The 24,442-nt window shown below is 59.6% G+C and carries 23 protein-coding genes, 2 tRNA genes and 1 pseudogene; 18 read left to right on the forward strand and 8 right to left on the reverse strand.

Annotated features, from left to right (window positions below):
- Window positions 1–127: 127 nt before the first annotated feature.
- Both HPDFL43_RS11760 and HPDFL43_RS11765 read right to left on the reverse strand, forming a co-directional pair.
- Window positions 128–1,480 (reverse strand): TolC family outer membrane protein, encoded by a 1,353-nt coding sequence (locus tag HPDFL43_RS11760; protein WP_040450127.1) that lies wholly within the window; start codon window positions 1,478–1,480, stop codon window positions 128–130.
- Window positions 1,481–1,664: 184 nt separating this feature from the next.
- Window positions 1,665–2,339 (reverse strand): protein-L-isoaspartate O-methyltransferase family protein, encoded by a 675-nt coding sequence (locus HPDFL43_RS11765; protein WP_007197567.1) that lies wholly within the window; start codon window positions 2,337–2,339, stop codon window positions 1,665–1,667.
- Between the two features lie 199 nt (window positions 2,340–2,538).
- On the opposite strand from HPDFL43_RS11765, the gene HPDFL43_RS11770 reads away from it, so the two are divergent.
- A tRNA-Cys gene (locus HPDFL43_RS11770) sits at window positions 2,539–2,612 on the forward strand.
- 128 nt (window positions 2,613–2,740) lie between these two features.
- Here HPDFL43_RS11770 and HPDFL43_RS11775 read toward each other — a convergent pair.
- Complete coding sequence (locus HPDFL43_RS11775) at window positions 2,741–3,040, reverse strand: hypothetical protein (RefSeq protein WP_052093191.1); 300 nt, start codon at window positions 3,038–3,040, stop codon at window positions 2,741–2,743.
- 153 nt (window positions 3,041–3,193) lie between these two features.
- Between HPDFL43_RS11775 and HPDFL43_RS11780 the strand changes: the two genes are divergently transcribed.
- From HPDFL43_RS11780 to HPDFL43_RS11805, 6 genes and pseudogenes are all read left to right on the forward strand, one after another.
- Window positions 3,194–3,268: transfer RNA gene (locus tag HPDFL43_RS11780), tRNA-Asn, on the forward strand.
- 183 nt (window positions 3,269–3,451) lie between these two features.
- On the forward strand, window positions 3,452–4,906 hold the full coding sequence (locus tag HPDFL43_RS11785) for a cryptochrome/photolyase family protein (RefSeq protein WP_007197569.1): 1,455 nt from the start codon (window positions 3,452–3,454) through the stop codon (window positions 4,904–4,906).
- Entirely contained in the window at window positions 4,903–6,243 is a 1,341-nt protein-coding gene (locus HPDFL43_RS11790; RefSeq protein ID WP_052093192.1) for an NAD(P)/FAD-dependent oxidoreductase, read from the forward strand. The genes HPDFL43_RS11785 and HPDFL43_RS11790 overlap by 4 nt, the downstream gene beginning before the upstream one ends.
- Before the next feature lie 2 nt (window positions 6,244–6,245).
- Complete coding sequence (locus tag HPDFL43_RS11795; RefSeq protein WP_007197571.1) at window positions 6,246–7,100, forward strand: DUF1365 domain-containing protein; 855 nt, start codon at window positions 6,246–6,248, stop codon at window positions 7,098–7,100.
- A gap of 37 nt (window positions 7,101–7,137) precedes the next feature.
- Window positions 7,138–8,389, forward strand: a pseudogene (locus HPDFL43_RS11800) (class I SAM-dependent methyltransferase).
- A gap of 153 nt (window positions 8,390–8,542) precedes the next feature.
- Window positions 8,543–9,919 (forward strand): MFS transporter, encoded by a 1,377-nt coding sequence (locus HPDFL43_RS11805; protein WP_007197573.1) that lies wholly within the window; start codon window positions 8,543–8,545, stop codon window positions 9,917–9,919.
- Window positions 9,920–9,949: 30 nt separating this feature from the next.
- Here the strand turns inward: HPDFL43_RS11805 and HPDFL43_RS11810 are convergent, their stop codons facing one another.
- Both HPDFL43_RS11810 and HPDFL43_RS11815 read right to left on the reverse strand, forming a co-directional pair.
- On the reverse strand, window positions 9,950–10,759 hold the full coding sequence (locus tag HPDFL43_RS11810; RefSeq protein ID WP_007197574.1) for an SDR family NAD(P)-dependent oxidoreductase: 810 nt from the start codon (window positions 10,757–10,759) through the stop codon (window positions 9,950–9,952).
- Between the two features lie 81 nt (window positions 10,760–10,840).
- The gene (locus tag HPDFL43_RS11815) at window positions 10,841–11,503 is read right to left on the reverse strand and encodes a ChrR family anti-sigma-E factor (RefSeq protein WP_007197575.1); all 663 of its coding nucleotides are present in this window, start codon (window positions 11,501–11,503) and stop codon (window positions 10,841–10,843) included.
- Between the two features lie 267 nt (window positions 11,504–11,770).
- Here HPDFL43_RS11815 and HPDFL43_RS11820 point away from each other — a divergent pair, with 267 nt between their 5' ends.
- From HPDFL43_RS11820 to HPDFL43_RS11840, 5 genes are all read left to right on the forward strand, one after another.
- On the forward strand, window positions 11,771–12,814 hold the full coding sequence (locus tag HPDFL43_RS11820) for a cysteine synthase A (RefSeq protein ID WP_040450131.1): 1,044 nt from the start codon (window positions 11,771–11,773) through the stop codon (window positions 12,812–12,814).
- Entirely contained in the window at window positions 12,814–13,539 is a 726-nt protein-coding gene (locus HPDFL43_RS11825; protein ID WP_040449209.1) for an alanyl-tRNA editing protein, read from the forward strand. The genes HPDFL43_RS11820 and HPDFL43_RS11825 overlap by 1 nt, the downstream gene beginning before the upstream one ends.
- Before the next feature lie 77 nt (window positions 13,540–13,616).
- A complete protein-coding gene (gene sseA / locus HPDFL43_RS11830; protein ID WP_007197578.1) occupies window positions 13,617–14,477 on the forward strand; it encodes a 3-mercaptopyruvate sulfurtransferase in 861 nt (286 codons plus the stop codon).
- A 1-nt stretch (window position 14,478) separates the two neighbouring features.
- The gene (locus HPDFL43_RS11835) at window positions 14,479–15,060 is read left to right on the forward strand and encodes a GNAT family N-acetyltransferase (RefSeq protein WP_007197579.1); all 582 of its coding nucleotides are present in this window, start codon (window positions 14,479–14,481) and stop codon (window positions 15,058–15,060) included.
- 86 nt (window positions 15,061–15,146) lie between these two features.
- A complete protein-coding gene (locus HPDFL43_RS11840) occupies window positions 15,147–15,620 on the forward strand; it encodes a DUF1203 domain-containing protein (protein ID WP_040449210.1) in 474 nt (157 codons plus the stop codon).
- A gap of 72 nt (window positions 15,621–15,692) precedes the next feature.
- On the opposite strand, the gene ald is transcribed toward HPDFL43_RS11840, so the two are convergent.
- On the reverse strand, window positions 15,693–16,811 hold the full coding sequence (gene ald, locus HPDFL43_RS11845) for an alanine dehydrogenase (protein WP_007197581.1): 1,119 nt from the start codon (window positions 16,809–16,811) through the stop codon (window positions 15,693–15,695).
- Between the two features lie 166 nt (window positions 16,812–16,977).
- On the opposite strand from ald, the gene HPDFL43_RS11850 reads away from it, so the two are divergent.
- From HPDFL43_RS11850 to HPDFL43_RS11860, 3 genes are all read left to right on the forward strand, one after another.
- On the forward strand, window positions 16,978–17,442 hold the full coding sequence (locus HPDFL43_RS11850) for an Lrp/AsnC family transcriptional regulator (protein WP_007197582.1): 465 nt from the start codon (window positions 16,978–16,980) through the stop codon (window positions 17,440–17,442).
- Between the two features lie 94 nt (window positions 17,443–17,536).
- Window positions 17,537–18,283 carry a siderophore-interacting protein gene (locus HPDFL43_RS11855; protein ID WP_007197583.1) on the forward strand — a complete coding sequence of 249 codons (747 nt, stop codon included), beginning with the start codon at window positions 17,537–17,539 and terminating at the stop codon, window positions 18,281–18,283.
- 104 nt (window positions 18,284–18,387) lie between these two features.
- Window positions 18,388–18,792: a hypothetical protein gene (locus tag HPDFL43_RS11860; protein WP_245271046.1), complete on the forward strand. Its 405-nt coding sequence runs from the start codon at window positions 18,388–18,390 to the stop codon at window positions 18,790–18,792.
- A gap of 133 nt (window positions 18,793–18,925) precedes the next feature.
- Here the strand turns inward: HPDFL43_RS11860 and HPDFL43_RS11865 are convergent, their stop codons facing one another.
- Window positions 18,926–19,222 (reverse strand): HlyU family transcriptional regulator, encoded by a 297-nt coding sequence (locus HPDFL43_RS11865; protein ID WP_007197585.1) that lies wholly within the window; start codon window positions 19,220–19,222, stop codon window positions 18,926–18,928.
- 253 nt (window positions 19,223–19,475) lie between these two features.
- On the opposite strand from HPDFL43_RS11865, the gene HPDFL43_RS11870 reads away from it, so the two are divergent.
- The 3 genes from HPDFL43_RS11870 (at window position 19,476) to HPDFL43_RS11880 (ending at window position 23,074) form a co-directional block, all read left to right on the forward strand.
- Entirely contained in the window at window positions 19,476–21,467 is a 1,992-nt protein-coding gene (locus HPDFL43_RS11870; RefSeq protein WP_007197586.1) for a bifunctional 2',3'-cyclic-nucleotide 2'-phosphodiesterase/3'-nucleotidase, read from the forward strand.
- Window positions 21,468–21,653: 186 nt separating this feature from the next.
- On the forward strand, window positions 21,654–21,956 hold the full coding sequence (locus HPDFL43_RS11875; RefSeq protein WP_156970263.1) for a PilZ domain-containing protein: 303 nt from the start codon (window positions 21,654–21,656) through the stop codon (window positions 21,954–21,956).
- A 131-nt stretch (window positions 21,957–22,087) separates the two neighbouring features.
- Window positions 22,088–23,074, forward strand: a complete 987-nt coding sequence (locus tag HPDFL43_RS11880; RefSeq protein ID WP_007197588.1) for an alpha/beta hydrolase — start codon at window positions 22,088–22,090, stop codon at window positions 23,072–23,074.
- Between the two features lie 46 nt (window positions 23,075–23,120).
- Here HPDFL43_RS11880 and ilvA read toward each other — a convergent pair whose 3' ends face one another.
- Window positions 23,121–24,395, reverse strand: a complete 1,275-nt coding sequence (ilvA, locus tag HPDFL43_RS11885) for a threonine ammonia-lyase IlvA (protein ID WP_007197589.1) — start codon at window positions 24,393–24,395, stop codon at window positions 23,121–23,123.
- Window positions 24,396–24,442 lie beyond the last annotated feature (47 nt).

Consider the following 24,442-nt stretch of genomic DNA (forward strand, 5'->3'; position numbering starts at 1 on the left):
GAATCACCTAACAACTGTAAGCCATCGGAGTGCAATTGAGAATCAAAGCCCTCAAGTCGCTTTCAGGTATGCACAGGATTTCCCGGCAGGCGAATGTCAACGCCCAACCACCGGCTGGCGTGGGAGCCTATCGTCCGTCCACAGTGCGAAGCCCGTACCAGCGGTCCTTGGTCGATTCATAATGGACCTCAGGGCGATAATTGGTCACGCCGAGGGCGAGCCGCTCAACGGTCAGCTTGCCGGTGGACGCCAGCACCGAAAAACTGGCCACAATCGCATTGCGCTCGGAATTGGAAATCGCTTCCTTGGCATTGAGCACCGATTGCTGAGCGTTGAGCACATCCAGTGTCGTCCGCTGTCCAACGCGCCGTTCTTCAACAACCCCGTTGAGGGCCAGGTTTGCCGCTGACAACTGCGCCCGATTGGCCTGAATGGTCGCCTCCGCGGCTTCCATCTGCGTCCAGGACGAAACAACCGACTGCTCTACCGCGCGGCGTGCACTGTCAACCAGGATGCGTTGCTGTCCAAGTTGTTCCTTTGCCTGGCGCACCCGGGCGGAGGCTGCGCCACCTTGATAAATCGGAATGGTCACCCGCGCCTGAACCTGGGCCGTGCTCACCCCCCCATCGCCTTCGGAAACCGTACCCGACAAACGGACACCAGGAAGAAAGGAGCCTTCCTGCGATTTGACGGAAAAACCCGCCGCATCAACACCGTAGAGTGCAGCAAGCACTGTGGGGTGCTCGGTCGTTCCCTCGACCACAGCACTGTCCAGTGAAGCGGGCAGCAATTTGCGCGGCAAAGCCACCGGTTTGAGATTCTTAGGAGCCGAACCGACGATCTGCACATAGACTGCAGCGCTGGATTTAGCTTGTGCCACGGCCGCAGCCAGGCTTGCACGCGCGCCGGCCAGTTCCGCCTCCGCCTGGCTCACATCGGTGCGGGTGCTTTCACCCACATCAAAACGCGCTCTTGCTGCGGACAACTGCTCTTGCAGGAATGCGATGTTCTGTTGCCGGTAGACAACAATCTGTTTGTCACGATTGAGATTGGCATAAGCCTGAACCGCAGCAAGCAGCGTGTCGATTTCGGTGCCGCGCAGGTTTTCGCGGCCGGCAAACACCTGTGCTTCCGCGGCCCGCACATTGTTGCGGGTCTGAAATCCGTCAAACAGGGTCTGGCTGATCGTTGCGCCGATGCTGGCGGAATTGGTCGTAAAGCCTTCGGTATTGGTCGATGTGGTCACGGCTTCCGCGGAGATTGTCGGCCTGTAGCCCGACTTGGCGATCGCAACCCCTTCATCAGTGGCTCGCAGGCCGGCGCGCGCGGCGTTGAGATCGGGGTTGTTTTCATAGGCCCGTGCCATGGCCTGATAAATTGTTTCAGCAGAAGCGGTCTGCGGAGCGAACGCCACAATTGAAAGCAGGGCGGCACAGGCCAGTGATTTTCTAACTAACGACACGAGCACATACTCCAGCATGCAGGCATTCAGGACCAGGAAAAACCGCGCAAACACGATCTTGATGTTAGTCTACATATGAGCGCTCGGTCTGCCCTAGGCAATCTCACAACCGCCTGCGCAGGTCACTAAACCGCCCTACGTTGCTTTCCCGCAACATGGCTAAATTTCGCAGGACAACGGCGGCCCCGCGATATGCCTGCTTTCAAAACACAAACTCTTTCGCCTTGCGGAAACCGGGCAATGGCTTGACGGACAGATTGAAGACCGGTCGGCCTGACACCAACCCGCCATCCTTCACGAACAGATAGGCCTGAGCCGCATTGCCTGAACCGACCGCAGCCACGAGCCGCCCGCCCTCACGCAGCTGATCGAAGATGATTTCGGGAACCTCCTCGACTGCGCCATTGAAGAATATCTGATCATAGGGAGCTTCGTTTGCGTAGCCCTTTTCAAGATCACCGGTCACCACCGCGACATTGTCAAAACCGGCTTCACTGAGCCGTTCGCTGGCAGCCTCGGCAAGTGCGCCATCACTTTCAAGGGCCACAACGGATCCGGCAATCAATGAAAGCAGCGCGGTAGCATACCCCTCGGCACACCCGATTTCGAGAACGACATGATCGGGCTTGATCTCGGCCAGCTGCAGCAACTTCGCCAGTGGCGACGGCTCCATGAGAAAGCGCGCGACACCGTCCTCATCTCCCGATGAGATCTGCAGATCCGTGTCGATATAGGCCAGTGGCTTGAGCGAATTCGGAACGAAATCCTCGCGTGCCACTGTGAGAAACGCCTTCAGAACCGAATGCGAGGTCACGTCAGTCGTGCGAATCTGGTTGTCCACCATCTTCTGGCGAGCGTCTTGATAGTCAGTGCCCATCCGGCCTCTCCGATACTTTGTATTGCGCTTCAATAAAGCGCCGCACCCCGAGTTTCAAGCTGAACAAGGCACGACACCACTCAATTCACCATTTTCACGGTTCGTGCCCACAGCAATCTCGTCAACTTGCCAACCATACCCCTTGCGCGCTTGGAATTATCCGTCTATTTGCCAGCCGTCCGGTCAAAGGCCGGATCGAGGCCTCGTGGCGGAGTGGTTACGCAGAGGACTGCAAATCCTTGCACCCCGGTTCGATTCCGGGCGAGGCCTCCAGATTGTCTTTTCTCCATCGCTGAAAATAGCCCCGGAAAAAAACGGGGATTGCCTGGCCGTGCGGGTTAAACCGGTTGTTTTCCTGTCGAGGCCGGTGTCATCACGCCAACTTGCCTGCTGTGGAGCGATCAGCCGGTGTCTCCACGTTGCTTTCTGTCCGCACGCTTGCCTCCGCGGCGCTCAAACCACACCACCAGAGACCGCCGCCAGCGCCGGACCAGTGGAAGATCTTGCGAAAGCACCAGCAAACCCAGCGGAATCATCCAGAACCCAAGCACCGGCAGGAACCCGAGAATACCTCCACAAACCAGCGCCACTCCCAGAATGATGCGCGCAGGTGCGCGGCGCGGCAATTGAAAAGTCCGCGCGCCGAGTTGAATTTCACCACGGGCCGCGTTGTACCGAAAACCACGATTCCTGTTTGTCACACTCTAGATCCGCTTCCAAAACCGGCCGATTGCCGGACCCAAGAGATGGGCAGCTTGGGCAGGTTTCGCAAGATCGGCACATTTTCTGCAAAAACAGCTTGGCAAATCGGAGAGGCATTTGTTATAGGCCGCACACGCTGCTCAAAGCGGCGGTCCCCGGTAGCTCAGTGGTAGAGCAATCGACTGTTAATCGATCGGTCGCTGGTTCGAATCCGGCCCGGGGAGCCAGATTTAGAGAAGGCCGCAAACCTTACGGGTTTGCGGCCTTTTTTATGCGCTTCGCGGGGAATCTGCCAATGCTGTGAAAAAACAGTGTTTTTTCTGGAAAGTTTTGATCCGCCATATGCCTTCGGTCGTAAGAGAAGAACACAAGGATCGGCGACCTTCGCCCCACGGAAACAAAGCAGCAGAATGACGCCGGACAATTTCATCAATGATCGCCCAGCCATCGTCTGGTTCCGCAATGATCTGCGGGTCAACGACAATGCCGCGTTGCTCGCAGCGAGCAGCCACAAGCAAGTGGTGCCGGTCTACATCCTGGAGCCTGCCGCCAACACGCGGGCGATTGGCGGAGCGCGAAAATGGTGGCTGCACCATTCACTTGCGAAGCTTGGCGAGAAACTGGCTGATCTCGGCGCACCACTCATGCTCATGCGCGGCGATCCCGCCTTATTGATCGCCGGTCTCGTCGAAAAGACCGATGCCGCCGCAGTCTATTGGAACCGCCGTTATGATCCGGCCTTCCTGTCTTCGGACGCAAGCCTTAAAGACGCCCTCCGGGCCCAGGATATCGTCGTCGAGAGCTTCGCCGGTCAGTTGCTGCACGAACCCACGCGCGTGCGCACAGGTAATGACACTTTCTACAAGGTTTACAGTCCATTCTGGCGCGCCATCGAAGGCGGTATCGAGGACCGGGAACCTGCCCCTGCCCCCGATAGGCTCACGGCGCTGGCAAATGCTCCCCAATCCGAAACGCTATCCGACTGGGGGCTTCTTCCCACAAAGCCGGATTGGGCCCGCGGCCTTCGCGAAACCTGGAAACCCGGTGAGGATGGCGCACATGAGCGCCTTGACGAGTTCGTCTCCGAACGGGTGTGCGGTTACGCCAGCCTGCGCGATGTACCGGGTGTGGAATCAACCTCGCGGCTGTCACCGCATCTGGCCAATGGTGAAATCACCCCGGCGCAGATCATTCAGGCCCTCAAGGCAAGCGATGCCGATGCCTCACCGAAAGACCGGACCGTGTTCCGCAAGGAAGTCGGATGGCGCGAATTTTCCTACCACCTGCTCGTCAATGAGCCCGATCTGCCGCAGCAAAATCACAATTCCAGGTTCGATGGCTTTCCCTGGAAGGACGACGAAACGGCTTTGCTTGCCTGGCAAAAGGGCGTGACCGGTTATCCGATTGTCGACGCAGGCATGCGCGAGCTCTGGCGGACCGGATGGATGCACAACCGTGTGCGCATGGTCACCGCCTCCTTTCTGACCAAGCACCTGATGGTTGACTGGCGCGAAGGGGAGCGCTGGTTTTGGGACACGCTGGTCGATGCCGACCCAGCCTCCAACGCCGCGAGCTGGCAATGGGTGGCCGGCTCCGGCGCGGACGCAGCCCCCTATTTTCGCGTTTTCAATCCCATAATTCAGGGCGAGAAATTCGATCCCGACGGCGATTATGTGCGCCGTTACGTGCCTGAACTGGCAAATCTGCCTTCGAAATTCATCCACAAGCCCTGGACTGCCCCGGACGATGCCCTCGCCAAAGCCGGTGTCCATCTTGGCGAAACCTATCCGATGCCTATTGTAGATCACCAGCAAGCGCGCAATCGTGCGCTGGCCGCATATGAAAAGATCAAGGACGCCGCATGAACCTCCATCTACCGCCCCAGACCATGGCAAAAAAAACCGGGCGTCTCAAAGTTGCTGTTGTTGGTTCGGGAATTTCCGGCGCGTCCGCCGCCTGGGCTATCCGCGACGTCCATGACGTGACACTGTATGAGGCAGAGAAAAGACCCGGCGGGCATACCGCGACCGTAGACATCGACTACGATGGCACCCCATTTTCCGTCGACACCGGCTTCATTGTCTACAACGAGCTCAATTACCCGAACCTGACCGCGCTGTTCGCGCATCTCGACGTGAAGACCCATGACAGCGACATGAGCTTTGCGCTCTCCCTGGACCACGGCAAGCTCGAATGGGGCGGCGACAACCTCAAGACATTGTTTGCGCAGAAACGGAACCTTTTGCGGCCGTCGTTTCTGTTGATGTTGCGCGAAGTGCTGCGCTTCAACAGGATCTGCCTTCAGGATCGCGCTGCGGGCCATCTCGCCGCCCGCTCGATCGGCGATTATCTCAACTGGCGCGGTTTCTCGCCCGGCTTCATGAACAACTATCTGGTGCCAATGGCCGCTGCAATCTGGTCGACACCGGCCAAACGGATGATGGAGTTTCCAGCCACCTATTTCGTCAATTTCTTCGAAAACCACCGGCTGATCCACTCGGAGCGTCCGACCTGGCGCACGGTCACTGGCGGAAGCCGCAACTATCTTACCAAGCTTCTTGAACCGCTCGGAGAACGTGTCCGCCTCGATGCGGGCGTGGTCTCGGTCAGGCGCGGCGCCAAGGGTGTCGACATCCTGGATTCGACCGGTCACGTCGAAAGCTATGACAGGGTGATCCTCGCCTGCCACACCGATCAGGCACTTAGGATTCTCGACCGCCCGACCGACGCCGAGCGCGAAATCCTCTCTGCCATTCCCTACAGCCCCAACCGCGTGATCCTGCATCGCGATGACCGGCTGATGCCCACCCGGAAGAAAATCTGGGCTTCCTGGAACTATCTGCGCTCCTCCGATCAGCGCAGCGATTCCAGTGTCGCCGTCTCCTATTGGATGAACCGTTTGCAGGGTATCGACCCTGCCAAGCCGCTGTTCGTCACACTCAATCCCGACCGCGAACCACGGCCGGAACTGGTGTTCGGCGAATTCAGCTACGACCATCCCCAGTTTGGCAACGATGCCATGGAGGTTCAGGCGCAGCTCAAGTCGATACAGGGCGACAATCACACCCATTTTGCAGGCGCCTGGACCGGCTACGGCTTCCATGAAGACGGGTTGAGCTCCGGCATTGCGGCGGCACAGGCACTTGGAGCCACTGTCCCCTGGCATGAACAGGCAGCACAGCCCGAATTGGCGGATGCCTGACAATGAATGCCCACACAACCACTCGGTTTGACGACGCAGTCGCCGCATCCCGGCCTCCCGTCGCACTGTATGTCGGCGATGTGATGCATCAGCGGATGAAGCCGGTGGGCCATCGCTTCCGCTACAAGGTCTATTCACTGCTCATCGACCTCGACCGGCTGGAGGAAGCGGACCGGCTTTCGCCTTTGTTTTCGGTCAACAGCGCCAATCTGGTGTCATTTCATGAAGCAGATCACCTGCGCGGCGCCGATCAGCCATCTTTGCGCGCCCATATCGACGCGCTTCTCTCCGAGGCCGGTTTGAGCAAGCCCGCACACCGCGTCGAGCTAGCTTGCTACCCCCGGATCTTCGGCCAGGTCTTCAACCCGTTGTCGGTCTACTATGCCTATGACAGCAGCGACCGGCCTGTCGCCCTGATCTACGAAGTACGCAACACCTTTGGCGAATGCCATACCTATGTCTGCAAGATCGAGGATGGCGACATGACACCGGCCGGTATCCGCCAGAGCCGCGCCAAGAATTTCTATGTCTCGCCCTTCATAGAGCTCGAAATGCGCTACCATTTCCGCATGAACCTGCCTGGCAAACGGATCAAGTGGCGGATTTTGGAGACCGACGGAACCGGACCACTGCTTTCTGCAACCTATAACGGCGCCCGCAAACCGCTTTCGACGCTCTCGATTCTTGCTTGCCTCTTGCAGTTACCGCTTCTGACGTGGAAGATTGTCGGGGGAATTCACTATGAGGCACTGAAATTGTGGCTCAAGGGAATGCGATACGTGCCGCGTCCAGCCCCTCCCGCCAAGGCGAGTTTTCGCGATCAGGCGACGCTCGAGCATCAGGCGGCGAAACCGTGACGGCAGAACGAGCAGCAGGACTGAGGAGGCTCGCACAATGAAAACCGACGCCACCTGGGACAACAATGAACAGGCCGAACGGCTTTCGGCTGACAATCTATCGGCCTATCTGCGCGGGTTGCCGGTCAAGGCGAAGATGGCGCTGCGCGGCCTGATCCACATGCACTACGGCCGGTTGTCCATCCGGATGCCCGACGGCCGGGTGGTTCTCATCGAAGGCCGCTCCGAAGGGCCCGAAGCAGTGCTGATCCTGCACAATTGGAACCTGGCGCACCAGTCGCTGACCAATGGCACCATAGGTGTGGCGGAATCCTACATGGCCGGCGATTGGGAAAGTCCGGACGTGACGGCCTTTCTCGAATTGTTTCTGGTCAATGTCGAAGTTGGCAACAGCCTGGCTGGCGGCGCACGCGGTCTTGTTCGTCTGATCGAACAGATCCGTCATTGGCTGCGCTCCAACACCCGCACCCAGGCGCGAAAAAACATCTCGGCCCACTATGATCTCGGCAACGCGTTCTATTCAAAGTGGCTCGACGAGACCATGACCTACTCATCCGCATTGTATGCCGATGGCGCCAACGATCTGCCCGGCGCGCAGACCGCAAAATACCGCGCGCTGGCCGAAGCCATTGGCATCAAGCCAGGTGATCATGTTCTGGAGATCGGCTGTGGCTGGGGCGGTTTTGCCGAATTCGCGGCGAGCCAGATCGGATGTCGGGTCACCGGGCTGACGATTTCCAACGAACAACTGGCCTTCGCGCGCGGCCGCATCGAGAAAGCCGGGCTCAGCGACAAGGTCGACCTTCGGTTCCAGGATTACCGTGACGAGACCGGACAATATGATGCGATCGTCTCCATCGAGATGTTCGAAGCAGTCGGCGAAAAATACTGGCCGACCTACTATTCGAAACTGCGCCAATGCCTCAAGCCGGGCGGACGCGCGGGACTGCAGATCATCACCATCAAGCCGGAAGCCTATGAGGACTACCGTTCCAACCCGGATTTCATCCAGCGCTATGTCTTTCCCGGCGGCATGCTGCCCACGGAAAACCATCTCAAGTCACTGGGCGAAACCGCAGGTCTTGACCTGGTGGGCCACCGCGCCTTCGGACCGGACTACGGCCGCACGCTGGCGGAGTGGCGCGAGCGTTTCTGGGCGGCATGGGATGAGATACAGCCCATGGGCTTTGACCTCAGGTTCAGGCGGCTGTGGGAATTCTACCTGTACTACTGCGAGGGCGGGCTTCCGCTCAGGTCACATCAATGTACGCCAGGTGGTCTACAGCTGAAGCCGCAGCAACCGGTCTTTGAGCCAAAGATGATACCGCCCCAGCCTGCCAGAAATCCCGGCGGGCCGTGAACCGGATGGTGCCTGTGGGCGTAAACCGGCAGAACAGGAATTGCCCGGAACTTGCCGGTGCCCCCAAGCCCCGGATGGTGATGTGTCCCAGATCCCTGACCTTGCAGGAACTCAACGCGATGCGGCCGCCGGTCTCCGGCCGCTGGCGCTTCCGCGCGTCATCGCCTATGCGCTTCCCGCCATTCCGCTGGCCGCACTGACCCTTCCGCTCTACATTCTGGTTCCCACATTCTACACCGAAACCCTCGGCCTCTCGCTCGCCTCGGTCGGCTTTGCGCTTCTGGTGGTCAGGATCTTCGATGCGATCAACGATCCGCTGATCGGCTGGGCCGCAGACCGCTTCCGACCGCGCTTCGGCCGCCGCAGGACCCTGTTCGCCATCAGCCTGCCGCTGACCGCGGTTTCCGCCTTCATGCTGTTCTGGCCGCCCGAAGGTGTCAGCACCGCCTGGTTGATGGGCTGGGGGCTGATGCTGTCGCTGGGATACACCGCTGCACTGATCCCGTTTTCCGCCTGGGGCGCGGAACTGGCCACCGATTACAACGGCCGCTCGCGCATTGCTGGTTGGCGCGAAGCGCTGACGCTGACAGGCACATTGATCGCGATCGCGCTTCCCTTCGCGATCGGTTTCGAACAGGCAGACGGCATGCACGGTCTGGCGGCGCTTGGCGTCGCGGTGCTGATCGGGTTGCCTCTGCTTGGCGGCATCGCCGTTTTCGCCACGCCGGAGCCGCAGGAATATTCGCGCATCCGTGTCGATTTTCGGGCCGGCTTTGGGCATCTTGTCCGAAACAAGCCATTCGTCAGACTGATTGCCGCCTTCTTTCTCAATGGCCTCGCCAACGGAATCCCGGCCACGCTGTTTCTCTATTTCGTTTCCGACCGCCTGGGTCTTCCCGATGCGCGCGGACCGCTTCTGTTCTTCTACTTCCTCTGCGCCATCGCCGGCGTGCCGCTTGCCACCTGGGCCGCCCGCCGGTTCGGCAAGCATCGCGCCTGGTGCTATGCCATGCTGGTGGCCTGCGCGGCCTTCGCCCCTGCCCCACTGCTTCCCGAAGGCAGTCTTGTCGCCTTTGCCATCATCTGCGCGATCACCGGCGTCTTGCTGGGCTTTGACCTGGTGCTGCCGCCAGCCATTCAGGCCGATGTCATCGATGTGGATACAGCCGCTTCCGGAGAACAGCGTTCCGGCGTCTACTTCGCCGCCTGGAGTCTCGCTACCAAACTGTCGCTGGCGGGCGGCGTCGGCATCGTGTTCCCTCTGCTGGCCGGTTTCGGGTTCGACCCCGCAGCCAATGCCGGCGAGATGCAGGGCCTGACCGCCCTGGCCGTCGCCTATGCCTGGGCGCCGATCGCAGCCAAGCTCGCAAGCATAGCAATCATGTGGAACTTCCCACTTGATGAAGCAGCACAGACATCCCTGCGCAGCGACATCGAAGGCACGCGGACAGCGCGTTAGAGCCGATCATCTTTAGCCGTCAGGCCAGTGCTATTGCTCACCGGTCTCAAGCGGACGCTTTTTCCAGCCCGTCGCCGCGTTCATCAGCGCGAAATAGGCGCTGTAGGGCAGGAACTGCAGCAGCTTGAGCACATAGGTAAAACGGCGCGGGAATGTGATTTCGAACGCCGTTGACTTGAGCCCCGCTGCAATGCGCGCCGCTGCATCATCGGGCTGCATCAGGGCCGGCATCGTAAACGCATTGTCAGCCGTTGCCGGCGTGTCGACAAATCCCGGATTGATAACCTGAATCCTCACGCCGAACTTGTCGAGATCGAATTTCAGACTCTCGGCCATGTTGATCAGCGCGGCCTTGGTGGCGCCATAGGCCGCACTTGTTGGCATGCCGCCATAACCGGTGACGGAAGAAACGATTGCCAGTTGGCCGCGCCCACGCGCCTTCATCCGCTCGAGTGCCGGCACCAGGCCATTGACCACACCGGAAAGATTGACCGCAAAGCTCTTGTCGAAATCCTCAACCTTGAGCGTTTCGCCATAGACCGGAAGATAAATCCCGGCGTTGAACACCGCGAGTGCAAGACCGGCATCTTTGCCATCAATGCGCCGCACGATCTCAGCCATTGCCCCGGCATCGGTCACATCGCCGGGCGCCGCAATGATTTCGCCTTTCAGGCCCTTGGCCTCTGCAGACAGCGCTTCCAGATCATCCGCACTGCGCGCGGTGGCGAAGACGGCAAATCCCTCCCGCGCAAGATTGAGCGCCAGCGCACGGCCGATGCCGCTTGAAGCTCCGGTCACCCATGCCGCCCCATCAGCGGGCTTGGCGGTATAGCTGGTCATGTCTGTCTCCAATGAAAAAGGCCGTCCAAACCTTGATACGGTCCGAACGGCCTTTTGGTTCCAAATCTCTCGCGCCGGTGCTTATCCGATAATGTCACCGATCATCTGGCGGAACGAACCGGTCAGCTTCAACGGCGCATCCATCACCGCAAGCCCGATGCAGGGGCGGTCCATCCCGGCGCACGGCCGGTGATCAACCGAATCATCGGCCACCGAAATGTCGCCGCGGGCGTAGTAGCCCCGTGCATCGGTGAAATCGCCGTCGAGCACCAGGGACAGCTCACTGCCCTCATGGGTATGCGCGGGAACCGTACGCCCCGGCTTGATCCAGAAGAGGTTGACATGACAACCATCGATATCGCCCAGATCATATTCCTTGAAGCCCGGCATACGGGTCCGCCAGGGAACATCATCCGCATCAAAACCCACAAAGTCGAAAAGCGCCTTCGGAAACACCGTCGGTTCGGGAACCGTTTTGGATGCCATTGCCCGTGGTGGAGCAGAGGCCAGCACCGCCGCAAGCATGCCTTCATGATCAGAAAGCGCCACCGGATCGATCTCGCTCAGGGCTTGGCCGGCCATGGCTTCGAGGTTGCGCACCTTGATGCGATTTTCCGGCTTCAGTTCAAGATGTGCTTCCACGAGCACCCGGGCTGGGGTCGGCAGCGTCCCGGCAACATAACGGGCCAGCAACGAGTCGATTGTATCAATATGTTCCCGCACCATGCGTATCAGGCTTTCCATCTTTTCTGCACGCTAAACCAACTCCGAACGCGAGTCGGTCTGCTGCTGTCTAAACCAATTGTCACTTCCTACGCATGACATTACAATACGGATCACCGGCAAATGCGGTTTCACATTTTTACCCGCTTGAGGCAAACATTCCTTTAAGGACCGCCCAAGAAGAGATGGTTTTCTTGTTTCCGCCACTTGAGTGGCGGCAAATGGCTGCCTACTCTCGCCGCGCCTGTGAGACCACAGCAAATGACAGGAAATCCCATGCAATCCGCCTTGCCTATCCAACAGTCCGTTCTCGACGCCATCGGCAACACGCCCCTTATCAGACTCAAGGCCGCGTCCGAAGCAACTGGCTGCACCATTCTCGGCAAAGCAGAATTTCTCAACCCTGGCCAGTCCGTCAAGGACCGCGCCGCGCTGGAAATCATCCGTGACGCAGAAGCAAAGGGGGTGCTCAAGCCCGGCGGGACAATTGTCGAGGGAACGGCGGGCAACACCGGAATCGGCCTGTCCATGGTCGCCCGTGCGCTCGGCTACAATACGGTCATCGTGATTCCGGAGACCCAGAGCCAGGAAAAGAAGGACGCGTTGCGTCTGCTCGGTGCGGAACTGGTCGAGGTGCCTGCGGCGCCGTACCGCAATCCCAACAATTATGTACGCCTTTCAGGTCGGCTGGCTGAGCAGATCGCGAAGTCCAATCCCAATGGCGCGATCTGGGCCAACCAGTTCGACAATGTCGCCAACCGTCAGGCCCATGTGAAGACCACCGCGCCGGAAATCTGGCGCGACACCGGCGGAAAGGTCGATGGCTTCATCTGTGCGGTCGGCTCCGGCGGAACCCTTGCCGGCGTCGCGGAAGGCCTGCGCAGCCAGTCGTCAGCCATCAAGATCGGCCTTGCCGACCCCGATGGCGCTGCCCTTCACAGCTTCTACACCACCGGAGAGATGAAATCCTCGGGCGGCTCGATCACCGAAGGCATCGGCCAGGGCCGGATCACTGCAAATCTCGAAGGATTTGAACCGGACATGTCGTTCAACATCCCCGACAGCGAGGCCATTCCACTGGTCTTTGACCTGCTCGCGGATGAGGGCCTATGCATGGGCGGATCCTCCGGCATCAACATCGCAGGCGCGATCCGCATGGCACGCGAGATGGGCCCCGGCCACACCATCGTGACGATCCTGTGCGACTACGGCAACCGCTACCAGTCGAAGCTGTTCAATCCGGAATTCCTAACCTCCAAAGATCTCCCGGTGCCTGAGTGGCTGACCCGAAAGAGCGACATTTCCATCCCCTATGTGAGTGAATCAGCCTGATGAAAGCCCTGTTTGTCGAAGACGCCTATCTTTCCACCGCCGAGGCCCGGGTGACTACGGTGCGTGAGGATGGCGGCATCATGCTGGATCAGACCTGCTTCTATGCAACCTCCGGCGGCCAGCCGGGTGACACCGGCTTTCTCGAACGCACAAACGGCGAGAAGATCATCATCGCCGGAACCGTGACCGGCGAAAGCAAGTCCGAGATCATCCATATCCCCGCCCCCGGCCAGCCAGTCCCCGAGGCAGGTGAAGGAGCGGTGATGCACATCGACTGGGAGCGGCGGTACAACTTGATGCGGATGCACACCGCCTGCCATCTACTCTCGGTGGTCTGCCCCTACCCGATCACGGGCGCTGCGGTGAGCGAGACCGACAGCCGCATCGATTTCGACATGTCGGAAACCATCGACAAGGCCGAGGTCACGGCAAAGCTGATGGAACTGGTCAACGCCAACCATCCGATTTTCACCCAGTGGATCTCGGAGGACGATCTTGCCGCCAATCCGGACCTGGTCAAATCCAAGAATGTCCGCCCGCCGCGCGGCCAGGACAGGATCCGTCTTGTCTGTATCGGGGAAGGTTCCGCAATCGACAGCCAGCCCTGCGGCGGCACCCATGTGTCGGAGACTGCCGAGGTGGGCGAAATTCACATTGGCAAGATCGAGAAAAAGGGTAGAGAGAACCGGCGGTTCCGGATTCGCTTCGGCCCCGCACCGGACTGATTTTCCCTGTGTTGCCAGCACAGGCAAGCCTGACCGAATGATCCAAGCCGCCGAGCACCGCACAGCAGGAGCCCAAGATGACTGACACCGACACAAGCCCCTTTGTCGTTTCCTTCGATTGGCTCACTGAACGGTTGGGCGATCCGGATCTGAAGATCGTCGATGCCTCCTGGTATCTGCCGGCTCAAAACCGCAACGGCGCCGAAGAATACGCAGCCGCGCGCATTCCCGGCGCTGTGTTTTTCGACCAGGACAAGATCGTCGATCCCGGATCCAGCCTGCCCCACACCCTGCCCGCTCCGGAACACTTTGCACGTGCTGCCGGCGAACTCGGCCTGTCGGAGAATGACACGATCGTCGTCTATGACGGCCCCGGCATGTTCACCGCCCCCCGGGTCTGGTGGGTGCTGCGCACCTTCGGCGCAGGCAACGCCTATGTGCTCGATGGCGGGTTTGATGCCTGGAAGGCGGGTGGCAGACCCGTGGAGACGGGTGCAGCGACACCGCCGGCGGCCACGGCATTCAAGCCGGACTTCAACGATGCGGCCGTTGCCAGCTTTGCCGCCATGACTTCGACAGTCGAAGACCGGTCCTCCCAAATCGCCGATGCGCGCGGACCGGGCCGGTTTTCTGGTGTGGAACCCGAACCAAGGGCAGGCATGCGGTCCGGCCACATGCCAGGTGCATCAAACGTGCCGTTCAGCATCTTGAGCGAAAACGGAAAACTCAAACCTGTCAGCCAATTGCGTCAGCTTCTTGAAGCATCCGGCCTGGATCTGGAAAAGCCCGTGGTGACCACTTGCGGCTCTGGCGTCACCGCCGCGGTGATCACCCTCGCACTCTATTCTGTCGGCCACCGTGACAACAGGCTTTACGACGGCTCCTGGTCGGAATGGGGCGGTCGCGAAGACACACCCATTGCGACCGGAGAAGCCTGAAATGGGCAAGACAGCCAAACCGAAATCCCTCAAGGCGACGGTCACTCATCTCGAGATGCGGACCCCGCCGCGCACCACACCGCCATTGCCGGTCAACCTGCACGCCACCCTCATGAGGGCGACTGACATACCGCTGCATTTCTACCGCTACCTGCAATGGCAGGTCGGGCGTGAATGGCACTGGGGCAACCGCCTGCGCATGAAGGACGAGGAACTGGCAGGCATCGTCCACGCCAAGACCACCCGGATCTATGTGCTGAGCGTCGATGGCGCTCCGGCGGGATTTTTCGAGCTTTCGGAAACCACCGATTCCAATGTCGAACTGGTCTATTTTGGTCTGATGAACCATGTCCGCACGCGGGGACTGGGCCAATGGATGCTGGGCCAGGCGCTGGCCACGGCATGGTCCACAACGCCCGCGAGGGTGAGCGTGCAGACCAACACCCTCGACCATCCCGCCGCACTGCCGCTCTACCAGCGTATGGGGTTTGAGCCGGTCAGCCAGAACCAGGCAATCATTCGCCCGCTCTCCGATGATGAAATCCTTGCCATGGCCAAAGCCCGGGACGATTTCGGCGCATAACCGGCAAAGGGCTGAAATCGGGTGGCGCAACATCTGTGTCACCGCTTATCTCGAAGCTCTGTCAAACCGGGAGCGCAAGATCTTCAATGCACATCAGATTTGAACCCATGGACACGGCCACCGCCACACATTTGCGCAATGGCGGGCTCGATTCAAACGGCAATCCACCTGAACAGAAAATATCAGACGGCAACGGCGTGCCCTGTCGGGTCTGCATGAAAATGGTCGGCAAAGGCGAGCCCTATCTGGTCGCCGGCTGGCGGCCATTCAGCGCAACCCATGCCTACGCGGAAACCGGACCGGTGTTCTTGCACGCACATGACTGTACCGCCGGCCCGGTTCCATCCGGCACCCTGCCCGAGTTTCTTGAAAGCCCGGATTACATTTTGCGCGGATATGATGCGGACGAGCGCATCGTTTACGGAACCGGCGGTGTCATCAAGCTCGAGGACATCCAGGCGCGGATGGAAGAACTGCTGTCCCAGCCCGGCGTTGAAGCCGTCCACATCCGCTCATCGCGCAACAATTGCTATCACTGCAAGGCTGTCAGGGCCGACTGAGCCCACAAAAATGCCCGCCGGCGTGAACTGACCGGCGGGCTCCTGACTCAGCAGTGGATGAGAACTGCCTTATCAAGCAACCTTGAGCACCTGCTCCGGCTCCGCCAGTTCATAGCCCAGCGCATCGGCAACAGGACGGTTGGTGATGCGACCCTGGTGGACATTCAGCCCCGCACGCAGATGACGATCCTCGGCAATGGCCTTGAGACCCTTGTCGGCCAGCATCAGGCCATAGTGCAGCGTGGCATTGTTGAGCGCATGGGCCGATGTGATCGGCACAGCGCCCGGCATGTTGGCCACGCAATAATGGATCACACCATCGACCTCGAAGGTCGGCTCTGCATGCGTGGTGGCATGCGAGGTCTCAAAGCAGCCGCCCTGGTCAATCGCGACATCGACAATCACCGAGCCCTGCTTCATGCCCGAAAGCATCTCGCGGGTGACCAGCTTGGGAGCTGCTGCGCCAGGGATCAGCACGGCGCCAACCACCATATCAGCGGAGAACACCTCTTCCTCGAGCGCTTCGATGGTCGAGTAGCGTGTGTGAACCCGGCCGTTGAAGATGTCGTCGAGCTGGCGCAGCCGCGGCAGTGAGCGGTCGAGAATGGTCACATCGGCGCCAAGGCCAACCGCCATCTTGGCCGAGTTGAGACCGACCACACCGCCGCCGATGACCACGATCTTGGCTGGCAGCACGCCGGGCACACCGCCCAGCAGGATGCCGCGGCCGCCATTGGCCTTCTGCAGCGAGGTCGCGCCGGCCTGGATTGCCAGGCGCCCGGCCACTTCCGACATCGGCGCCAACAGCGGCAGACCGCCACGATCATCCGTCACGGTTTCATAGGCAACCGCGGTGCAGCCTGAAGCCAGCAGGCCCTTGGTCTGCTCGAGATCTGGAGCGAGATGCAGATAGGTGTAGAGAAGCTGGCCTTCGCGCAGCTGCACCCATTCAGACGGCTGCGGCTCCTTGACCTTGACGATCATGTCGGAGCGCTCGAACACATCCTTGGCGGTGGCGGCGATCTGCGCCCCGGCCGCCTGATAGGCTGCATCATCCGCACCAATGCCCATGCCCGCCTTGGTCTCGACAATCACCTCATGGCCATGGGCCACATATTCACGAACCGCGCCCGGGGTCAGGCCGACGCGATACTCATGGTTTTTGATTTCCTTGGGGCAGCCAACGCGCATTGATATGTCCTCCACAGACAAGCCGACGTTGCGTCCGCCGGATCAGGTTTCAATACGTCCAATTCAAGCAGTTCAAGCGTGAAATGTCCTTGCAAAGCAGCCTTGCCGCAGAGTCTTAATTCGAATATTATTGCATCAAACGTCCTCTTCTTCGGATTTTCCACACATGCATGAGCCTGACACAATCGATATCGCCATTCTGAAGACCCTTCAGAACGAGGGACGAATCTCCAATGCGGCACTGGCCGAACGCGTCGGCCTGTCGGCGTCTGCCTGTTCGAGACGGCTCGACATTCTGGAGAAATCCGGCGTCATCAAGGGCTACCATGCCCGCCTGTCCCACAAGGCGCTCAACTACCGGATGATCGCGATTGTCCACATTTCCCTTTCGGGTCAGTTTGCCAAGACGCTCACGGAATTCGAGGCCGCGGTAAAACGCTGCCCCAATGTGCTGGTCTGTTATCTGATGAGCGGCGAGTATGATTACATCCTGCGGGTCGCCGCCCGCGACCTTGAGGATTACGAGCGGATCCACCGCGACTGGCTCTCCGCCCTGCCCCATGTGGTCAAGATCAATTCGAGCTTCGCCCTGCGCGAAATTATCGACCGTCCTAATGTCGGCATGGGATGAGATATGTCAGCGGTTGATTCTTGACTATGATAGTCATATTTAAATCGAGATTCTTGAACAGCGCCCCACTTCCCGGCGCTCATGGAGACTGACAATGGCACGCCCTGAACCCCGGACCCTCACCGTGATTGGAAAACATCACGTCACCCCGAACATGCTCCGGCTCACGCTCGGTGGTCCCGGTTTGGCGGATTTCCCGGAGGATCAGACCAGTGCTTATGTCAAGCTGCGCCTGTTCGATGACAAGAGCGGCAAAGATGTTGTGCGCACCTACACGGTCCGCAGCCAGCGTGAAGACGAGATCGATGTGGACTTCGCCCTGCACGAGGACACTGGGCCGGCAACGCGCTGGGCTCTTGGCGCCCAGCATGGCGACACCGTTTTGGTGGGCGGACCAGGGCCACGCAAACTCGTCCAGCCCGATGCCGACTGGTATCTCCTTGTCGGAGACATGACAGCATTGCCGGCAATCTCCGGCAATCTCGAACTGTTGCGCGACTCTGCAACCGGCCACGCCGTCATCGAGGTACAGGACAAGGCCGACATTCAGGACCTGAAGGCACCGAAGGGATTGTCGGTCGAATGGGTGATCAATCCGCACCCGGGCGCAGAAAGCGATCATCTCCTGGATCATGTCCGCAGCCTTGGATGGCGCGACGGAGTGCCTTCAGTCTGGGCTGCCTGTGAATTTTCCAGCATGCGAAAACTGCGCGAGTATTTCCGTGGCGAACGCGGCCTGCAAAGCAGCCATCTTTACATCTCCAGCTACTGGAAACTGGGAAGCAATGAAGACAACCACAAGATCGCCAAGCGCGAGGATGCCGCCGCTTTGGCGGGATGAGGTTGTCGCTGTTCCAGGATCAGCCCCCTTCCAATCATCAGAAATCACGGCATTTCATGCCTCCGCGCTGCTCCAGGGCATGCACTGTCTTCGGTGATCAATTCGTGCGATATCTCTGGCTGAAACAATTTACAGCTCGGGAAGAGACCATGAAAAAAGCAATACTGGCTGCCGCGTTTGTTTTGACAACAACTGCAGGTGCATTTGCGCAAACCGGTTCGCAATGTGTGTTCACCATTCACAATGATACCAGCAGCAACACCGCAATCGGCTTTTATACAAGCCCGGACGACGGTGCGAACTGGAGCGCAAACTGGCTCAGCCAGGACTTGGAACCGGGACAGGCGGCCATAGCTGAATTCACCGCCGACACCTGCTATTGCGACCAGGTTTTCCAGGCAAGCTGGCTTGGTGAAGGCGGCGGCGAGGTATTTGACGACCCGCATACAATCGATATTTGTGAAGCCAGCAATGTCTATCTGGGTGACGACGAAATCAGTTTCGACTGAGTGGACAGGCGCATGCTGGACTGATCAAAGGCAATTCAGCAGCACCTTCCAGGGGTGTCTTCCATGACCGTACGGTTTGCCTGCAAATCCACATGCGGCAACCCGGACGCGAATGCCAAACCGTTGGACGGCTCTAGCGGAACAAAGCGTCTCCCTGCTCATCAATGACCTGACGCGCTTTCCGCAGTGTTGCGGCAATCACCTCTTCACGGCTGGAAAAGACATCCGCGCGGACCAGCTTGTGCTCCTTGGCAGCCTCGCCTTCTCCCTTGACGATCCGTCCCGCCAAACGCCACTGACCGCCCTCTGGCATCGGCTCGGCAAAAATCCTGAAATCTTTGTAGGTTTCAGGCTCATTGGCGGCTTCCAGACTGGCTGAAGCTCCACTGCCGCCAAAAAGATTGCGGATGCTGTCCATAAATCCCGTCATGTAACGCTCCTGGATTCTGCTTTGCTTCCTTTGCTGTCACCAGCAAGCCTGCCGCGTTTTCCTCGACTTTTTGCAATTGCACAGACGCCAAGTCGGGACCACACTCTGTGACGGCACGCAGCAAGCCGCAATCCCCGAGTTCAGATTGCAAGCTCCGCTGTTCAAACGCCGGACCATCAAATGGTTTTCCTGGCGGGCAGCCGGCACACACTTCGATCTGCATCTTTTTAGAACATTGATGAGGAGAAAGTCCATGAAAGATCAACGGGTTTCCGCCATGCTTCACCCGATCTCGCGTCGCTCGCTGCTCCGAGGTGCTGCCGCCACGGGCGCGCTTTCGCTGGTTCATCCCTTCACCGCCAGGGCCAATGCCAACCAGGCGCATTTGCGCATCATGGAAACCACCGACCTGCACGTGCACGTCTTCGCCTATGATTATTATGGCGACAAGCCGAACGACACCATGGGTCTTGCACGCACCGCATCGATCATCGACCAGATCCGTGCCGAAGCGCAGAATTCAATTCTCGTGGACAATGGCGACTTCCTGCAGGGCAACCCCATGGGCGATTACATCGCCTATGAGCGCGGCATGAAGGATGGCGACATGCATCCGATCATCGCGGCAATGAATGTGCTTGGCTATGACGCGGGAACGCTCGGCAACCACGAGTTCAACTACGGCCTCGATTTCATGTTCAAGGTTCTCGCCGGCGCAAACTTCCCGATGGTCTGCGCCAATGTGACCAGGGGCACTCTTGCCGCCAATCCGCGCGACGACCAGCTGTTCCTCAAGCCCTATGTCATCCTCGAGCGGTCCATCGAGGATGGCGCGGGAGAAACCCATCCGATCAAGATCGGCCTGATCGGCTTCGTGCCGCCGCAGATCATGACCTGGGACGCGCGCCATCTCACCGGCAAGGCGGCAACCCGGGACATCGTCAAGTCAGCCGAGGCCTGGGTGCCGGAAATGCGTGAACAAGGGGCCGATCTCGTGGTTGCGCTTTGCCACTCCGGCATGGGCCAGCAGGCCTGGGCTGAAAATCTCGAGAACGCCGCCATTCCGCTCGCTGCCGTGGAAGGCATTGATGCGATTGTCACCGGCCACAGCCATCTCGATTTCCCGGGACCGAAATTCGACGGCTTTGCCGGTGTGGACAACGCGACCGGCACAATCTCGGGCAAACCAGGCGTCATGGGCGGGTTTTGGGGCTCGCATCTGGGGCTTATCGACTTGATGCTTGAGCGCGACGGCAACTCCTGGAAGATCATGGGCCACAGCTCTGAGGCGCGGCCGATCTTCGAACGCGTCGATCGCAAGGTTACCGCCCTGGTGCCGGACAAGCCTGAAGTGTTGGCCGCAGCCCAGTCCGATCATGATGCCACGCTGGCCTATGTACGGACTGCCGTGGGCAAGACATCGGCACCACTGCATTCCTATTTCGCTCTGGTTGCCGATGATCCCTCGGTCCAGATCGTCAGCCAGGCGCAAACCTGGTACGTCACCGAAATGCTCTCTGACACCGAGTGGAAGGACCTGCCGGTGCTCTCTGCCGCAGCGCCCTTCAAGGCCGGCGGCCGCGGCGGTGCGGACTATTACACTGACGTGCCCGCAGGCGACATAGCGATCAAGAATGTGGCCGATCTCTATCTCTACCCGAACACCGTGCAGGCAGTGGTGATCAACGGCGCCCAGGTCCGCAACTGGCTGGAAATGTCCGCCGGCATCTTCAATCAGATCGAGACGGGCGCACAGGACGCAGAACTGATCAACGGCGATTTCCCATCCTACAATTTCGATGTGATCGACGGCGTCACCTACCGCATCGACCTCACGCAACCGCCGAGATATTCGCCCAAGGGAGAACTCATCAATCCTGACGCCAACCGGATTCAAAACCTTAAATACAACGGACAGGACATTGATCCAGATCAGCAATTCGTTGTCGCCACCAACAATTACCGTGGCGGCGGTGGCGGCAATTTTCCCGACATCGGCCCCGACAAGGTGATCTTCCAGGCACCCGACACAAACCGCGATGTGATCGTCCGCTACATCGTCGAGAACGGCACCATCAACCCGTCTGCCGATGCAAACTGGAGCTTTGTACCGGCTGAAGGCACCACCGTGCTGTTTGCGACCGGGCCCCGGGCCAGCGCCTTTGTCGATGACGTTGAGGGCGTGCAAATCGAGCCTGCGGGCGAAGCTGCGGACGGCTTCAGGCTTTACCGGATCACACTCTGACCCCGTCATCGGTCGCCCCGATCGGTAACATGGAATTCACTGCCGCTTAACCGCCCTATCCAATCGGCGAGCCCGTTAGCGATTTGGTCACCGATCACAACCACACTGGCCATTCATTTGCCGGGAGAGTTAACGGGCATGCCTCAAACGAAGGAAAGAGCAGCCAGGCGGGACAGAACGCGACTGGTGGCAAAGATCGAATGTCTGGGACAGAAATCCCCGGGCGCAGTCCTCGATCTAACCGAACACGGGATCTGTCTTTACTCTTTTATTGAAATCCCGCTCGCGGTCGGTGACAAGATCACCGTGCTGACCGAGGAAATGGGATTGCTTGTCGGAACGGTTCGCTGGTTGCGCTGGCCCCGCATCGGCGCAGAACTGACCCTGACTGCCAACAACCGTGCCAAGGTGCAGAGCTACTACAAAGTATTCAAACCCAACAAGCAACTGGCGCTGACCGGCCCTGCACCCCGTTGGAGAATTGGCTGACCGGCCATCTCTGTCTGGCGGGCTCCCGGCAGGGCGGCCATTGCAGCACAAGCTTACCTAAACTATAGGTACGTCATCCGCGCCGTGCTCGTCGAGCAATTGGCGAGGGCTTCGCATGGGAGGCGAAAGCGATGGCGAAACCGGCTTCGAGGAAGCGCAAAGTGCTCTACCTGATTGGGCTTTTAATTGTTGCCGGCGGAATTGCATTCGCGCTCGGACCACGGCCTGCAGCCGATACCAGGATTCTGTTCAATGAGGCCACCCTGCCCGATGATCTCGACACCTATCTGCTCGAGACTGAAGCCCGCCACACCGACCTTAGACCGGACAATCACCGCCAGATCATCTGGGCCTACCCGGCCTCGCGTGCCCGGACTCCGCTGGCAATCGTCTACATTCATGGGTTTTCCGCAGGCCCCGGCGAAATCCGGCCGATGCCGGACATGGTCGCACAAACCCTCGGCGCCAATCTCCATTTCGCTCGTCTGAGAGGCCACGGGCGCAGTGGGGATGCCATGCTCGAGGGCTCGGTGCAGGCCTGGATGGATGATGTCACCGAAGCGGTCGCCATCGGCCGTCGCCTGGGGGAAAGGGTGGTGATCATGGCAACGTCCACGGGCGCAACGCTTGCCACCATTGCCGCCAACCGCCCGGACCTGATGCGCGATGTCGCGGGTCTGATCCAGATCTCGCCCAATTACGGCGTCCAGGCCGCGGGTGCCGGATTGCTGACCATACCCTGGGCAGAAAAACTGGTGCCGCTGATTGCCGGAGCGCGGCGCTCCTTCGAGCCCAGCAGCGCCTTGCACGCCCAGCACTGGACCTATGAATATCCAAGCCTTGCGTTGTTGCCGATGGCCAGCCTGGTCAATCTCGCCAATGATGTTGACCCGTCCACGGTGACGGTCCCGTCGCTTTTTATCTATTCGCCGATGGACAGTGTCATCGACCCCGAGCTGGTCCGTGCCATGGCGGAAAACTGGGGTGGCGCAGCCGAAATCGTCGAAGTCACCGACAGCGACGATCCCAACAATCACGTCATTGCCGGCGATGCCCTTTCGCCGGGCACCACCAAGCGGCTGGCCCAAACGGCGGCAAGCTGGATATCAGCTCTTTAGCAGCACCGTCTCCGATGAGTTCCGGCTTCCTGCTCGCAAAATCCCGTCAGATCAGCAGATTGGCGATGATCTCGTTGTCGGTGATGTCCTGATAGCTCAGGCCCTCGTCTTCGAAGGCGCCGATCAGCCGGTGAAAATTATCTGGAGAGCGGGTCTCAATGCCGATCAGGATCGAACCGAAATTGCGCGCGGATTTCTTCAGATACTCGAACCGCGCAATATCGTCCTCGGGGCCTAGCAGAGACAGAAAATCCTTGAGCGCACCAGGCCGCTGCGCCAACCGCAGGACGAAATATTTCTTTGTCCCGGCGTAGCGCATGGCGCGCTCCTTAACATCGGGCAGCCGCTCGAAATCAAAATTGCCGCCCGACACCACCGCAACAACGCTCTTGCCCGCCAGCGCTTCAGGCCCGAGTGCCTCAAGAGCCGCCAGCGACAGTGCACCGGCCGGCTCCAGAACGATGCCCTCTGTGTTGAGCATTTCCGTCATCGTCAAACAAATGGCGTTCTCCGGCACCAGCAGCACCTGATCGGAATCAAAACGGGTGAGGATCTCGAAGTTCCGCGCGCCGATTTCGGCCACCGCCGCACCATCCACGAAATTGTCGATCTTGCCGAGCTTGACCCGCCGCCCCTCGCTCAGGCTCTGCTTGAGGCTGGGGGCGCCCGCCGGTTCGGTCAACAGATAGTTGCAGGGCGCGACCTCCCCCTCGAGATAGCGCGACACGCCCGCAGACAGGCCACCTCCGCCGACCGGAAGCACAATCAGGTCCGGCTTTTCGTTCCCGGGCAGTTGCGCCTTGATTTCCGCGGCCACGGTCGCCTGACCTTCGATGATGTCATCATGATCGAAGGGCGGCGCCATCAGCGCACCCTCGGACTGTGCAAATTCCAACGCGGAGGCATAACAGGCATCGAAGAAGTCACCCGTCAGGCGGATTTCAATGAACTCCCCGCCAAACATCCGTGTCTTGTCGATCTTCTGCTGCGGCGTCGTCACCGGCATGAAGACCACGCCCTTGCGTCCGAAATGCCGGCAGACAAAGGCAAAACCCTGCGCATGGTTGCCCGCTGACGCACACACAAACAGCGCCTGGTCCGGATTGCGCTTGAGCGCCTTGCGAATGAAGTTGAACGCGCCGCGGATCTTGTAGGAGCGTACAGGCGAGAGATCCTCCCGCTTGAGCCAGATCCTTGCTCCGTAGCGCACCGACAAATGATCATTGAGCTGCAGCGGCGTTGGCGCAAACAGGGTTCGCATCTCTTCAAGCGCGGCATCGGCCGCGGCGCGGAATTGATCGGGAGATTGTGTTTCACTCATGGCCGGTCTATGCCATGGCAAGCGTCCGGTGCCAACCACTCCGGCAG

It is taken from the genome of Hoeflea phototrophica DFL-43, from assembly GCF_000154705.2.
Lineage (GTDB): Bacteria > Pseudomonadota > Alphaproteobacteria > Rhizobiales > Rhizobiaceae > Hoeflea > Hoeflea phototrophica.